The 13,441-nt window shown below is 34.1% G+C and carries 13 protein-coding genes and 2 pseudogenes; 2 read left to right on the top strand and 13 right to left on the bottom strand.

What is annotated here, in order from left to right; genetic code table 11:
* Positions 1 to 559: 559 nt before the first annotated feature.
* From ITJ87_RS11155 to ITJ87_RS11140, 4 genes are read right to left on the bottom strand one after another with little or no spacing between them, the layout of a single operon-like run.
* Positions 560 to 1,306, bottom strand: coding sequence for an SDR family NAD(P)-dependent oxidoreductase (locus tag ITJ87_RS11155; RefSeq protein ID WP_117964457.1), 747 nt, complete (start codon positions 1,304 to 1,306; stop codon positions 560 to 562).
* A 1-nt stretch (position 1,307) separates the two neighbouring features.
* Entirely contained in the window at positions 1,308 to 2,360 is a 1,053-nt protein-coding gene (locus ITJ87_RS11150) for a ketoacyl-ACP synthase III (protein ID WP_117964458.1), read from the bottom strand.
* 5 nt (positions 2,361 to 2,365) lie between these two features.
* Positions 2,366 to 3,760: an AMP-binding protein gene (locus ITJ87_RS11145; protein ID WP_117964459.1), complete on the bottom strand. Its 1,395-nt coding sequence runs from the start codon at positions 3,758 to 3,760 to the stop codon at positions 2,366 to 2,368.
* A gap of 4 nt (positions 3,761 to 3,764) precedes the next feature.
* Positions 3,765 to 4,007, bottom strand: a complete 243-nt coding sequence (locus tag ITJ87_RS11140) for an acyl carrier protein (RefSeq protein WP_117964460.1) — start codon at positions 4,005 to 4,007, stop codon at positions 3,765 to 3,767.
* 198 nt (positions 4,008 to 4,205) lie between these two features.
* On the opposite strand from ITJ87_RS11140, the gene ITJ87_RS18710 reads away from it, so the two are divergent.
* Positions 4,206 to 4,580 carry a hypothetical protein gene (locus tag ITJ87_RS18710; RefSeq protein WP_229135095.1) on the top strand — a complete coding sequence of 125 codons (375 nt, stop codon included), beginning with the start codon at positions 4,206 to 4,208 and terminating at the stop codon, positions 4,578 to 4,580.
* Positions 4,570 to 4,947, top strand: coding sequence for a hypothetical protein (locus ITJ87_RS18705; protein ID WP_229076211.1), 378 nt, complete (start codon positions 4,570 to 4,572; stop codon positions 4,945 to 4,947). The genes ITJ87_RS18710 and ITJ87_RS18705 overlap by 11 nt, the downstream gene beginning before the upstream one ends.
* 147 nt (positions 4,948 to 5,094) lie before the next feature.
* Here ITJ87_RS18705 and ITJ87_RS11130 read toward each other — a convergent pair whose 3' ends face one another.
* The 9 genes and pseudogenes from ITJ87_RS11130 to wecB all read right to left on the bottom strand — a co-directional run bounded on the left by ITJ87_RS11130 (position 5,095) and on the right by wecB (position 13,441).
* Positions 5,095 to 5,331, bottom strand: a complete 237-nt coding sequence (locus ITJ87_RS11130; protein ID WP_117964461.1) for an acyl carrier protein — start codon at positions 5,329 to 5,331, stop codon at positions 5,095 to 5,097.
* A 23-nt stretch (positions 5,332 to 5,354) separates the two neighbouring features.
* Positions 5,355 to 6,011 (bottom strand): serine acetyltransferase, encoded by a 657-nt coding sequence (locus tag ITJ87_RS11125; RefSeq protein WP_117964462.1) that lies wholly within the window; start codon positions 6,009 to 6,011, stop codon positions 5,355 to 5,357.
* Positions 6,012 to 6,049: 38 nt separating this feature from the next.
* Complete coding sequence (locus ITJ87_RS11120) at positions 6,050 to 7,204, bottom strand: glycosyltransferase family 4 protein (RefSeq protein WP_196096222.1); 1,155 nt, start codon at positions 7,202 to 7,204, stop codon at positions 6,050 to 6,052.
* A 103-nt stretch (positions 7,205 to 7,307) separates the two neighbouring features.
* Positions 7,308 to 8,366 (bottom strand): hypothetical protein, encoded by a 1,059-nt coding sequence (locus tag ITJ87_RS11115; protein ID WP_117964464.1) that lies wholly within the window; start codon positions 8,364 to 8,366, stop codon positions 7,308 to 7,310.
* Positions 8,356 to 9,510 carry an EpsG family protein gene (locus ITJ87_RS11110; protein WP_117964465.1) on the bottom strand — a complete coding sequence of 385 codons (1,155 nt, stop codon included), beginning with the start codon at positions 9,508 to 9,510 and terminating at the stop codon, positions 8,356 to 8,358. The genes ITJ87_RS11115 and ITJ87_RS11110 overlap by 11 nt, the downstream gene beginning before the upstream one ends.
* Before the next feature lie 126 nt (positions 9,511 to 9,636).
* Positions 9,637 to 11,430: pseudogene (locus ITJ87_RS11105) on the bottom strand (IS66 family transposase).
* A gap of 83 nt (positions 11,431 to 11,513) precedes the next feature.
* A complete protein-coding gene (gene tnpB, locus ITJ87_RS11100; RefSeq protein WP_117964466.1) occupies positions 11,514 to 11,837 on the bottom strand; it encodes an IS66 family insertion sequence element accessory protein TnpB in 324 nt (107 codons plus the stop codon).
* A pseudogene (locus tag ITJ87_RS18700) lies at positions 11,831 to 12,194 on the bottom strand (hypothetical protein). Before ITJ87_RS18700 ends, tnpB begins: the two are co-directional and overlap by 7 nt.
* An 80-nt stretch (positions 12,195 to 12,274) precedes the next feature.
* Positions 12,275 to 13,441 (bottom strand): non-hydrolyzing UDP-N-acetylglucosamine 2-epimerase, encoded by a 1,167-nt coding sequence (wecB, locus tag ITJ87_RS11095; protein WP_117964467.1) that lies wholly within the window; start codon positions 13,439 to 13,441, stop codon positions 12,275 to 12,277.

Here is a 13,441-nt window from a genome sequence, read left to right as displayed (position 1 = left end):
AAAGACTATAGGAACGGTTATCATAAGCGAACAAGCAAACCGTACGATGACGGTCTTTAGATATGACGATATAAATATCCCATCGGAATGCTCACGGTGCAACTGTTCACGAATGACGAACAGAGCACTCGAATGCTTACAACATGTCAGTAAAGCCACACAGGTAATAGAAGCGGTTGACGCCAGTCACACTCAACATAGCACCTCCAGTTTTTGAATCAGACGGTACACCCCGAGGGAGCACCATCCACCTGAACTTCCACTATTTTGCTGCTGGTACCCTTGTACCATTTATGAAAAAGGTTTTAAGGGACGTTATTCTTTAAACAAAATGACTGAAGAGACACGCTGTGAGTGACGGTCTCTGTTTGGTACTGAAAATAAAATCTCTCAAGATCTTTGCTGCTATAAATAATTGTTAGAAGTTGATTGCCAACAAAGATAGAAATAGCATTTTTAGGCCCTAATTTGAGTGCTTACGGTAGACCTTTACTCAATAGCCATTTTTTGGCTGCTTACACAAAATAAACTAGAATAAATTATCGCTATCTTTCTTTGATTATAATAATGTAAATCCACCGTCAATTACTAGATTGGAACCAGTAGTAAAAGTACTGGCATCAGACAATAAGTATATAGCATAATAAGCAATTTCTTCTGGACGAGCATATCTTTTCAACGGATACAAGTTCTTGTTTGCATTCACCTGCTCTTCTGATATATTTTTTCTACTAATTAAAGGAGTGTCTACCCTCCCTGGCAAAATACAATTTACACGTATATTTTGATTAGCGAGTTCTACGGCTTGAGACTTAGCTATACCAACTAATGCACCTTTTGATGCCGAATAAATAGAATTCCCAATATGCCCAGTTAATACTCCATCAATAGAGGATAAATAGACAATAGACCCCCTAGTCCGCATTTTCTTATTCTTCAATATCTTTTGTGTTAGCAACACTGGTGCTTCAAAGTTAATTTCCATTATTCTTTTTAGCTTACTAGCTGTAGTAAACTTAAAAGGAAGAGTTAGTCCAACACCTGCTGAATGCACTAGACCATCGATTGTCGGGCATGTCTCCAAGAAAAGTGACGTTTCCTCCTCACTAATTAAATCACAGCAATAATAAGTATGCCCGTTTCCTTCCAATAAGGAAAAAGTATCCTTCAAGCGACACTCATTTCGGCCAATAAGAATAAGTTTTGCACCCATTCTTGAACATTCAATCGCAATACTTTTTCCTATTCCAGATGACGCCCCTGTTACAAGAATCGTTTTATTTATTAAATTAAATGGATTGTACATTTCAATATTGTATAAATTCCAATGTTTTCAGTCTATCCATAGATAATAAAACACTCCCCCAAGACAATCCAACACCAAATGCAGTAGCAATCACTTTCTTCTTTTTAATCAAAAGATCTGAACATTGAGTAGCTAATGTCAAAGGAATTGTAGCACAACTCGTATTTCCAAAATTTCGCAAGCAATATGGTACTTTCTCCACAGGAATATTCAGCTTCTTACGTATTTTCTCATTCATAAAAAAATTAGCTTGGTGAAAAATAAATAGATCTATATTATCTTTTTCAACCTGACTATACTCCAATAATCTCAAAACTGATTCAGGAGCTCGCTTTAATCCAAATGCAAAAACAGCCATTCCATCCATTACGCTATCTAATGGCCTTCTAACCACACCTTTCCCATAGTAAACATCCTTTAAAGACTCTTCATTAACAGGATTCCTGGCTCCACCATCTTTTATTATTATAGCCTGATGAGAGTTACCATCGGTTGAAAAAGTAAAAAACATATTATCAGCACTAGAATTATATTCAATAGCTGTTGCCGTTCCTGCATCACCAAATAAAGGCCAAGCTGTTTTATCATTTCTTGATTTAAATTTTGAAGGTGTATCACCAACAAGTAACAATCCCTTTTTCATACAGCCAGAAGACATCAGAGAAGCAATTACGCTTAACCCATAAACCCATCCAGGACAACCATAAGAAATATCAATAGTATAACAAGTCTGTGACAGTCCCAAACGTCCTTGTAAAATACAAGAAGTAGGGGGCAGAATGTAATCAGGAGTTTGACTTACAAAAATCAAGCAATCAATTTCATCTTTATTCCACTCTAATCCAGCAATCAATTTCTCAGCAGCTTTAAAACACAAATCTCCAGCAGTAGTACTTTTATCAGCAATATGTCTTCTTTCAATACCAGTAGACGCAATCACTTTTTCTGCCTCCCCATCTTCAAAGAAAGACAGAGATATATTCTCTTCTACATCAGGAGGTACACAAGCTACTATACCAGCAATTTCTATACCACCTATACTTAAGTTAGCCATACATATTATTTTATTGGTAATTCTGCATATAAAACTTTTCCTGTTTCAGAACGAGGAATGTTTTTGAGATATCGAGTCTCAAAAACAATTCTATTCAATTTTAGTGTGACTACAAGAAAATTTATTATATTATCTTTTTGTTCTAAGTCGGTAGTATAAATAATCATCTTATCATCAGTACCAACACAAGCAACATCAATATTAAATTGCTTTTTCAATAAATCTTCTGTATAATCCAAGCTTATTCTATTTCCAAATAATTTTAAAAAACGCTTTTTACGTCCTGCAATATAATAAAATCCATCATTATCCTTATATACTAAGTCACCAGTGTAAAGAGTTCCTTTATTATCATCTCCACGCAAAAGGTCATTAAAGCATTCAGCATAACCCAAAGACACATTTTTCCCTTTATAAACAAGCTCACCTATAATATTCGATTCTTCCACAATTACCATATCAGTCCAAATCTCAAATTTGCCTCCAGGTATTGCCTGCCCAATGCTACCTATTTTTTCAATAGTATATTGGCATGGCAAATAACTCATTCTAGCAGTAGCTTCAGTCTGACCATACATTACATAAAAATTAACATCACGTAACTTAGCATTCTTTGCGAAATACTCTATCAGTTCATTGCTGAGCTTTCCACCCGCTTGCGTCAAAGTTCTTAAAGTAGGTAGGTTTCTATTCCAAAATTTCATTTTCTTTAAGATCTCATAAGTAAATGGAACACCAGAAAAAGATGTAACTCTTTGTTCTCTTGCAAAAACCCAAAAATCACGTTGTATATAAGAGTCCTCAGTTAACAAAATTGTAGCACCAGATATTAAATGGCTATTAATAACAGAAAGTCCATAAGAATAATGCATTGGAAGTGATGTTATAGCTCTTTCGTTTTGGTCAATATCCAAGTATTGTGCAATTGATTTCGCATTTTCAAGAATATTCTCTTTGGAAAGGCGAACCAATTTAGGTGAGCCTGTACTACCTGAGGTTGTTAATAACAAAGCTAGATTATCAGGAAGATCAACATCTTTTTTCCCAAATCTCATCAATGAATATCCATGTGATGAGAATATAAATTCTTTATCACAATACTCATGTGCCATTTCATCTGGCAACCATAAATATGTCGGTGAATATTTACGAATAAACTCACTTAACAATGATTTATCTATCTCCTTACTGAGTAAAAGAGGAACTGCATTAACTTTAAAAGATGAGAGATAGCCGAGAACTGAACCAATTGTATTACTACATAATATAAAGATAAGAGAATGCGGTTGAATATATTTACCTAACTCTTCAGACAGAATAGACACATTTTTATACGTATACAATTCACCTTTGCTAGTAATAAATGCAGTATTAGAAAAGTATGAGGAAAAATCGAACATAAGTTTAAAACTCTATATTATATTGATTGTGCAAAACTAGAAGTCCATCACTGTACGAAGTTATTTCAAACATATCTTCTGGTTCCATATTTATATCAAAAGTCTCTTCTAAAGAAGATATTAAATTGATGTGTCCAACAGAATCCCAATTGGCTGATTCTTTCAGCTTCATATTTTCCAAATCATCTTCTCTGACTTCAAAGATATTACAAAACACCTCATTGTATTTTTTCAAATTATCAGTCATATAGCAATTAGTTATTTATGCGAATCAGCAGTTGAAATCACTGCTTGATTCAGTTTGTTAAAATGTTATTATTCAAATAATTATTTCGTTTATCCATTTCTCAATCTCATTGGGAATCAGCATATTATAAGAATAAAACCACTCATTATTCTAATTATGATTCCCAAGGAGAAAGAGCTAAAACTTATAAGAATATATATGTATATCTGCGATGTTTACCAGTTTTCACTGAAGTCCAACTGCCAGAGATTCAGTAACAATGCAAATCCTGTCTTCACCGATGAGGAACTGTTTACTGTATATCTGTTCTGTGGAACATATCAGCACTGCTTCAACATCAAAGAGATACATACATTCACTAAAGAATATTTGCTTTCTTGGTTTCCCAATCTTCCTTCTTATCAGACATTCAACTATCGGTTGAACCGGATGAGTGGAGCGATTAACGAACTCGTAAAGCATCTCATTACATTCTTTAAACCAGCCGATTGCGATTCTACGACATCACTTATTGACTCTATGCCCATTATTACCTGTGCAGGAAAGAACAAAAAACGGAAAAGTGGCTACTGAAATAACAACCAAAGGTTATTGCTCAACCAAGAACATGTATTATTACGGCATCAAACTTCATACCTTAACTTTACGTAGAAAAGGGACCATACCATTCCCTGAAATGATAATATTATCATCGGCAAAGGAAAATGACTTGACGGTTCTTAAAAGAAAGGTGGCCGATAATCTTATTCACAGGGATATATTTGCGGACAAGATATACTCAGATTTCTCTTTCTGGGGAAACAAGCAGCAGGAACAAGAGGTTACTATGCTAACACCAGTAAAAGCAATAAAGGGAGAAGAAACCATTATTACTCAAAGAGAGAAAGCAGGAAGAGAGACCTATTCTCTACAGCTGTTTCAAAGGTCAGACAGCCCATAGAATCGTTTTTCAACTGGCTGAATGAGAAAACAAATATTCAAAGAGCGATGAAGGTCAGAGCCACATCTGGGCTTCTGGTACATACGATGGGAAAAATTGCCATCGCATTCATTTATCTAATTTTTTTAAACAAGAATCAGAGTTCAACTACTGATTCGCATTATTTACTATTTTTACAAATAATTCCTCTATAGTTGATGATTTAGCCAAATCATTACTTTTCAATGAAATATTGTACTCTTCATCAATCATAGCAATAATTGATAATGCTGTTAAAGAAGTCCATTCGTCTAATTCCTTAAAGCGTGTATGAGGATTAAATACAGTTTTTTCGGTTTCTTCAAACTGTTCCGCAAATTTCTCAATAAAATCATTTAATTCCATAATCTAATTATTTTTTTAGTTTATCACTCAAAATCAAATTTCTTAGCAGGATTTCCAATGTATACTGCATTATCTTTCGCATTCTTCATTAGCACACTGTTTGCTCCAATAGTAGTACCGGCACCTATATTTATATTGGGAAGAACGACAGCAGATACACCGAAATAATTCAATGTTCCAATCTTAGTTCCACCACTAATTCGAGAGGCAGTCATAAAAGAGTTGTAATTTCCAACTAAAACATCGTGACCAAGAGACACTCTATTGTTAAATATATTAAAATCTCCTATATGAACATTACAACTCATAGAAGAAAAACTACCAAGTATATTACCCTTTCCCATTGAAAAATTATCTATATCCAAGATATGTGCTTCTGGCGCTACAATATTAGGAAAATCAATAAGTGGATTAGTAATAGCCTCATAAACAGCTTTTAAGATCTTAGGCTTTCCAATAGCTAAAATAACAGATAAAGGTTTTGGATAAGTATTTAGCATTTCTAAATTTCCTAATATCTCTCCATATTCATTTCTATATCCAATAGGTTTATTAACAACATCATCATCAAAAAAACCAATAAAATTCCAACATTGTTGTTGTTTATTTATGCGTTTCAACAAGGAAGCCATTTCACGGCCATATCCTCCTGCTCCAAATATTGCAATATCTCTTACCATAAAATAAAAAATAACGATATTAACATTATAATTTCAGACTAACATCCACAATTATCTTTTCGATATAGTACATTGTCAAAAATAGCTAATAACTGATTTCCAATAACTGAGGAAGAATAACGCTCCTTACTATTCTTACGAATATCACTAGCATCATATTTCAAAATATTATTGAACATATAAAGCAGCGATTCCGACATAGAGCTCGTATCATCTACAGGAACTAATATTCCATTACTATTATTTATAGACTCTTTTGTTCCACCACAGTCTGTTGCTACAACAGGGATTCCTATTGATAAAGCTTCAATTATTGCAACAGAAAAATTTTCACCCCTTGATGGTAAAATAAAAGCATGGCTTTTAGCCAAAATAGAAACAATATCATTTTTACTTTTTTTCCCTAATAAGAAAATATGATTTTCCAATCCTAAATGTGTAATTTGCTTATAAAGATTATCTCTTTCAGGCCCATCACCAACAATCAATAATTTCCATGTTTTTTCAGGGAATTGAGTTTGAGAAAAACTATTTATCAAAAAATCATACCCTTTTCCTTTAATTAATGTACCAACAGAAACAAATTGAAAGAAATCATTTTTCTCAATTAAAGGACAAGTAAAAAAATCATCACTAACCATATTGTGAACAACAAAACTTTCTTTATTAAAATGCTCTCTTATTCTTTTTCTTAAAGAATCACAGACAGCGATTATAGCATCTGCCGTACTATAGGCTTTAGCTCCCATTAACTTTACATATTGTGGCAGAACATCTTTATTTACCCCACTCCAATGCTCTATACAGACAAGTGGCAATTTGTGCTTTATTTTAATAAAAGAAGCAAAATAAGTATTATATAAATAATGAGAATATATTAAATCAATCTTATCATTCTCTTTAATAATACGTTCGACCAATATCTGAAAAAATATTTTCGTAAAAAATGATGTAACAAAAAACAAATATTGCAGAGGAAGGGGAAATATATAGATACTATAAACAATAATCCCATTATCATCAATCTTTGATATTCCCCATTTTCTATTTTTACAAAAGACTCTTCTGTCAACATATGCAATAATAACATTGTTACCAGAGTTTTTTAATGCAATCGCTTGCTCTTTTTCAAAGCTCCCCCATTGTGGATCCCATTTAGATGGATATCCCCTCGATATCATAAGTATATTCATATAATATATAAGTATAGTAATCAAAAACAAGTTGTCATCCTTTTACAGCACAGATGTATTTACTCCATTCATGAGCAAATTAGCATCAATAAATAGATTTCTATCAACATAGTATTTTTTGATATAATTCAATAATTCTATCTAATGCAAAATAGGCATCATAAGCTTTTTTCGTATTGGAAGAATCATTGTCATGTGAGATTTCTATATTTTCCAAATTATCATAGTCTACAATAACACCACAATTAAATTTCTTTATCAATTCAACATAATGAGGCATTGCATTAGTCGTAATAGGCTTGACACCACATGCCAAATATTCAGCAAATTTTATAGGAGAAGCAACATAATTAACAAGATTACATTCTCTTATTATAAAACCATATTCAAATTGTGATAATATATTGGGTATTTCAACTCTATTCAAAATAGAATACACTGATATATTATCTCTATCAGAAAAAACATCATTAATCTTTCTATTGGCCTTTTCAATATCAAAAGTTATAACATGTAAAACTGAGTTTTTTTCATATTTCAATATTTGCTTGAAAATTAAAAGAGTTTTATCAAATTGCTGCCAAACAGACAATCCACCGATATACACATATGAATTAGGCTTCTTTATTACATTAAAGTTTCGTGAAAATTCAGACAAACAAGGAACAATTATTGATCTTTTTTCATTTATTTTTTTTAGACAATATTTTTTCTGTAAAAAATCTAGCATAGAATATGATACTAAAATATAATTAGAAGAAAACAATAATGCTAAATATTCCAATATATTAAAAATATAAAACCGATATTTCTTATGAAACTTCATATAATCTTCTTCTGGCAGTATGCCCTGTACCCAAAAATATATTTTCTTACAAGAAAGTAGACAAGGAATAAACATCTTTATAACTACTATAAAATCTGGGCACCATACGTACTTAACATCTTTCGCTGTTAAAATATGCATAAAAAGAGAGAATAAATTTGAATATTCCCAAATTTCAAAGCCTTTAAGTTCATTAGTATCAATGCTTGCACTACCTTTTTTTATAATTAACACTGGTACACCTCCAGCTTTAGATATGTAATTAATATGCAACTTTATAGCAGACCAAACTTGAATACTATAAAAATTACAAATAATAAAAATTTTATTTCCCATAATTTTCTTCAAATGATTTCATTGGTTCGTATGGACTATGTGAATCGTTATATTGATCTCGATATTCATAACTTGGATGACCGACAAAAAGAGAGTAATATAAATAGTTTGAATATGGAACATAACGAGAATCTCTAGATAGATATCTACTTATAATAAAAATAGAAAATAAAACTACACATGTTGTATAAATCAATTTACTTCGCTTATTTAAAAAAACAATAAAAACCGATAACCCGACACAATAAAAAACTGAGATATACAACATAAATCTATTTCCCATCAAAAATGTCAGTCCTATCCGATACAATAAAAAATTAATAAACGCAAAATTAAAAACAAGTCTTCCATTCCATATTTTTGTTTCAATATATGATTTAGAATACAGAAATAAAACCAAAAAAAAGATATGATATATATAACCTAATGAAACTAAATTACTAGTTGTTCCTGAATAGTTAAGCAGTTTTCTATATATTATTGGATGCCAAGAAAATAAAGATGAAAACAATGATAAAATCACATTTTGATCTAAAAATATAACAGAAGTTAGCACATATAAGAAAATACATTTTTTCATGGATAAATTCCACGTATAAATCCAATATAAAGGAACCATGAATATTGCTGTTGTATGGATAGAAAAAGCCAATACAGCCATACAAAAATATAGGAAAGTTTTTCTTTTTTCCAGTAATGGTATTGACAACAAAAACAGCATTGCCGCAATACTATTACGAAAAGGTGCATCTATATAAAGATAATAGGCAAACCACGTAAAATAGAATATCAATCCGATATAACGGAATTTCTCTCCTGCATATTTATTTATTAAATGTATAGAAACAATACATAATACACATTTAAAAAAAATTGCAAATTCCCAAAACCCAATACCTAATATTTTGGATAAATACATCAGCAGGACATAGCCCGGCTCCATTCTTAATAAATACAATATCAAATTAGTGGAATCAATCCCTTCATAATACATTTCATAATTCCGCCAATCAGATCCACACATATAACCAAAGCAAAGGAAGAACACAATATAAAGAACACAAAAACAATAATATGCATTGGATCTTTTGAAGGAGATCTGACCTATATATAACAATATAGGAGGAATGAAGTAAAGAAACATCTATACAGTATTTATCAACTATCGTGATGACATTTTAAACGTAAACACTCAATTTAAGGCATCCCCCTTTGAAAGGGCACTTTTCAGTGCCCTAAACCGAGTTTTGTTAATTAATTTGTCTTGAATTTAACATTGGCTGGCAGCCAAAGTGATTTTGTCAGGAACCATGTTAACATAATCCCTGCACCCGTTAAAGATATTTTAAAAAAAAGTTCCGATGAAGTTCCAGATAGAACTGCCATGAAGCTTTACCGTTACAATCACACTATGATATGTTGCAGCCATCTCAGCACCGGCATCACTACCATAATGAAGTGAATTATTACGTTGAGTAGTCAGCTTTCGAATAGTTCGCTCTGCCAGATTGTGGTCTATAGGTAATTCACCATCATCCAAGTAAGCAAATATCTCTTTCCAGAACCGGTTCAGATAATTGAGAGCTTCTCTATAATACTGGCTTCTAGATTCTGAATCCTTTGACTGTTCACTATCTAACAAACTGCGCAACTCTATCAGGAGTTCCTTCGTTTCCAAGCTTTGCCTTTCCCGCAACCTTTCTTTGGAAGTGAATCCGGCATCATCGTATTTACGCTCCCTCATAAAGAACTCCTTTAAAATTTCGGAAAAGCGCTCGGATGTCGGTTCACCACTCTGATTGGAAGCCTTGACAAACTTGTTTTTAGCATGAGACATACAAACTTGGTGTACAGTATCTTTAAACCAGGCTGATTTCAGCTCATTGCCGATAAATACATAAGCATTGTATCCGTCGGACATGATACTCTTCAATTCTGCATCGCCCAAAAAGTCTGTAAGTACCTCACGACCACGCGAGCCATTCTCATAGAAGAAAATGGCTGTTTTCTGAGCCTTGTTGACCAGAACCCAAATGTAGCATTTCTTATAGTGATCATATTTACGCACTTTACACCAGGTCTCATCGCAGTTCACAATCGAGTCCTTTTCCAAAGCTATGGACTTCAATACACAGACCAGTTCATCCAGGTATTTCTTGCCTTTCGTAAGCCAGTTGCGCAATGTGTTTTTAGAAACGGTCATCCCCATATCTGTCAGCCATTGGTGAAGAAGACCAAAAGTCACATTCTTCACATAAACTTCGTAGGCAATAGCCTGCAGAAATTCAGGAGTGGCCCTAGTGCCTTCAAAATTGGTTACTACCTCCGGATGACCTTCAGAAGGGAAATAGCCCCACTTCGGCTTTTTACCAGGCTCTGCATAATGAACCGTCTCAAAACATTCTTCCGTAAGGAAAGTACGGAAACTGAACACCCGTACCATTCTTCTTTCAATGATGCGACCGGGAACCTTTGTCAAGTCAGAAGGATGCTCTATCGCTTCTCCGGTTACTCCCATCATTTTATACCCGTCAGGATGATTGGACAAATCACGGCCTTTCCCGGAAGGCTCTTTAACCTCCGGGGATTGAACATGACCAACCGAATCCGTGCGAAGCGTATCATCGGTTCCATCATAATCATCCTTCTCCTTGTTACGGTCTGAATCAACCGTTTTAGCTTTAGACTTTATCCTTTGACGTCTATCACCAAAACGTTCCTGATTGGCATAATCAAGTTTGTCTTGAAGTGACTTAATCTTACGTTCAGCCGATTTGCGAAGCTTATGCTCTTCCGATAACTGATTCTCAAGGTAAGCATGTTTCGATTGCATGGAAGCCACCTGATCCTTCAGTTCCTTCATCTCAGCCATAAAATCTTCCAAAACAAGCTTCATGGCATCACCTGTCAACCTGAGGTCCTGATTCTGCCCGGCAAGGTATTGTATGTACCGCTCTTTCTGATCCTCTGCCATACCTGCACTATAATTTATAGGGGGGCGTGAGCAGGTTTCCCTACTCAACAACTCTCGTTTTGTTGTAATTATATCCTGCAGTTCGAGCATACTTAGACCTTTGATTTACAGTATTAAAGGTAGTAAAATAATCGCAAAACCACAACTGTACAACTGATTTAATTATCTGATTTTTAACATTTTAACCACAGATCCTCAAGAATCAAAACCACGTCTTTCCAGTCAATCCGATAAACAGTATCTGCCCCGTTTCGCTCCACTTTCATGAACTGATAGCCTGCTACAAACTTCTTTTCGAACAGACTATATGAACGATTGTCAAATGAAAACATACAGACTATTCTGCGATTTCGCGACATGACTATAAAGACGTCTCCATCATTGGGTTCCCTGTGAAGCCGTTCACGAATGACAGACAACACACGGCTGTGCTTACAACGCATATCGGCAAAGTCACGGACATAATAAAAATGATTGAGACCGGTAACACTCAACATACTCCCTCCAGATTCTCTACCATACGAACCAAATCCTGGTAGCTTAAATTCTTTCGGGACAAATGTAAGCCATTGCTAATACGAATGGCAACCCAAATACAAACTGGGTGATCATTTCTGCTTTGTGATACCGATTGAGGCTGATCACTAGTCCTGGATTTTTCCTCATGACCAATTTCAGGAGCACCATCAATCTGGACTTCAACTACTTTTTTCCGGGTATCCTTGAACCATTTCTGAAAGATGTTATAAGGAACTTTGTTCCTAACACAAAATGATTGGAGGGGTTCTCCATGAGGCAAGGCCTCGGTCTGGTATTGAAAGTAAAAAACTTTCAAGATCTTCACTGCTATACATAATTCTTAAAATTTGGTTGGCAGCGAAGATAGAACTTTCAATCAATAGCCATTTTTTGACTGCTTACATTTTAAACCCAATTATACACTAAATTTTGATTTAAAAAAGGATGTAATATGCTGGCTAGCCAATCCATCACCATAAGGATTCACTGCTTTACTAATTGTTTCATAATATACACAATCTTCTAACAAATTAGACACTTCACCAACAATTTTATTATAATTCGTTCCTACTAATTTTACCGTCCCAGCTTCCAATGCTTCAGGACGCTCTGTTGTATCACGCATTACGAGAACAGGTTTACTTAATCCAGGAGCCTCTTCTTGAATACCACCACTATCGGTCAGTACAAGAGTTGACTTTTCCATCAAATACACAAATGATAAGTACTCTAATGGTTCTATGAAAAACATATTTTCTATATTAAATATATCCTTACCAAACACATCATAAATAGGCTTACGCACATTGGGGTTTAGATGCATTGGATATACAAAATCTACATCAGCATATTTCTTCGTTAAATCTTTTATAGCAGTACATACAGAAATAAAACCATCACCGAAGTTTTCACGACGATGCCCTGTTATCAGTACTAGCTTTTTACCGTCCTTCAAACGATTTACATCATATCCTGCAACTTTCAAAACATTCTTTAACTCAGCATCCAATGATTTATCAATCTTAATTTTATCTACCATCATGTAGAGTGCATCAATTACTGTATTACCGGTAACCATAATTGCTTTATCATTCACGCCTTCGTCCAATAAATTCTGACGACTAAGTGGAGTGGGTGAAAAATGGTACGTAGCAATGCGTCCGGTTATCAATCGGTTCATTTCTTCCGGCCATGGACTATAAATATTGTGCGTACGTAATCCTGCCTCAACATGCCCCACAGGAATTTGCTGATAGAAAGCAGCTAAAGCAGAAGCAGTAGAAGTCGTTGTATCACCATGTACCAATACAATATCAGGCTGTGCCTCTTTCAACACATCTCTCATACCTATAAGCACACGAGTTGTAACATCATAGAGGTCTTGTCCCTGCTTCATAATATTAAGATCATAATCCGGATGAATGTTGAAAATTGTCAGCACTTGATCAAGCATTTCACGATGCTGCCCAGTTACACAAACAATTGTTTTAAAATCATCGGGATATTTCTGCAGTTCTTTAACCAATGGAGCCATTTTTATTGCTTCAGGACGAGTACCAAAGACAAGCATTATTTTTTTCAT

It is taken from the genome of Bacteroides sp. HF-162 (assembly GCF_015679285.1).
In the GTDB taxonomy this organism is placed as follows: Bacteria; Bacteroidota; Bacteroidia; order Bacteroidales; family Bacteroidaceae; genus Bacteroides; species Bacteroides uniformis.
This window is presented reverse-complemented; position numbering and strand designations above follow the sequence as displayed.

Coding starts and splice junctions, on each gene's coding strand:
- ITJ87_RS11150 (WP_117964458.1), bottom strand. CDS start 2,360: ATGGCTAACTTAAGTATAGGTGGTATAGAAATTGCTGGTATAGTAGCT.
- ITJ87_RS11130 (WP_117964461.1), bottom strand. CDS start 5,331: ATGGAATTAAATGATTTTATTGAGAAATTTGCGGAACAGTTTGAAGAA.
- ITJ87_RS11125 (WP_117964462.1), bottom strand. CDS start 6,011: ATGGTAAGAGATATTGCAATATTTGGAGCAGGAGGATATGGCCGTGAA.
- ITJ87_RS18710 (WP_229135095.1), top strand. CDS start 4,206: ATGTATATCTGCGATGTTTACCAGTTTTCACTGAAGTCCAACTGCCAG.
- ITJ87_RS11145 (WP_117964459.1), bottom strand. CDS start 3,760: ATGTTCGATTTTTCCTCATACTTTTCTAATACTGCATTTATTACTAGC.
- tnpB (WP_117964466.1), bottom strand. CDS start 11,837: ATGTTGAGTGTTACCGGTCTCAATCATTTTTATTATGTCCGTGACTTT.
- ITJ87_RS11155 (WP_117964457.1), bottom strand. CDS start 1,306: ATGTACAATCCATTTAATTTAATAAATAAAACGATTCTTGTAACAGGG.
- ITJ87_RS11115 (WP_117964464.1), bottom strand. CDS start 8,366: ATGGGAAATAAAATTTTTATTATTTGTAATTTTTATAGTATTCAAGTT.
- ITJ87_RS11110 (WP_117964465.1), bottom strand. CDS start 9,510: ATGTTTCTTTACTTCATTCCTCCTATATTGTTATATATAGGTCAGATC.
- ITJ87_RS11120 (WP_196096222.1), bottom strand. CDS start 7,204: ATGAATATACTTATGATATCGAGGGGATATCCATCTAAATGGGATCCA.
- wecB (WP_117964467.1), bottom strand. CDS start 13,441: ATGAAAAAAATAATGCTTGTCTTTGGTACTCGTCCTGAAGCAATAAAA.
- ITJ87_RS11140 (WP_117964460.1), bottom strand. CDS start 4,007: ATGACTGATAATTTGAAAAAATACAATGAGGTGTTTTGTAATATCTTT.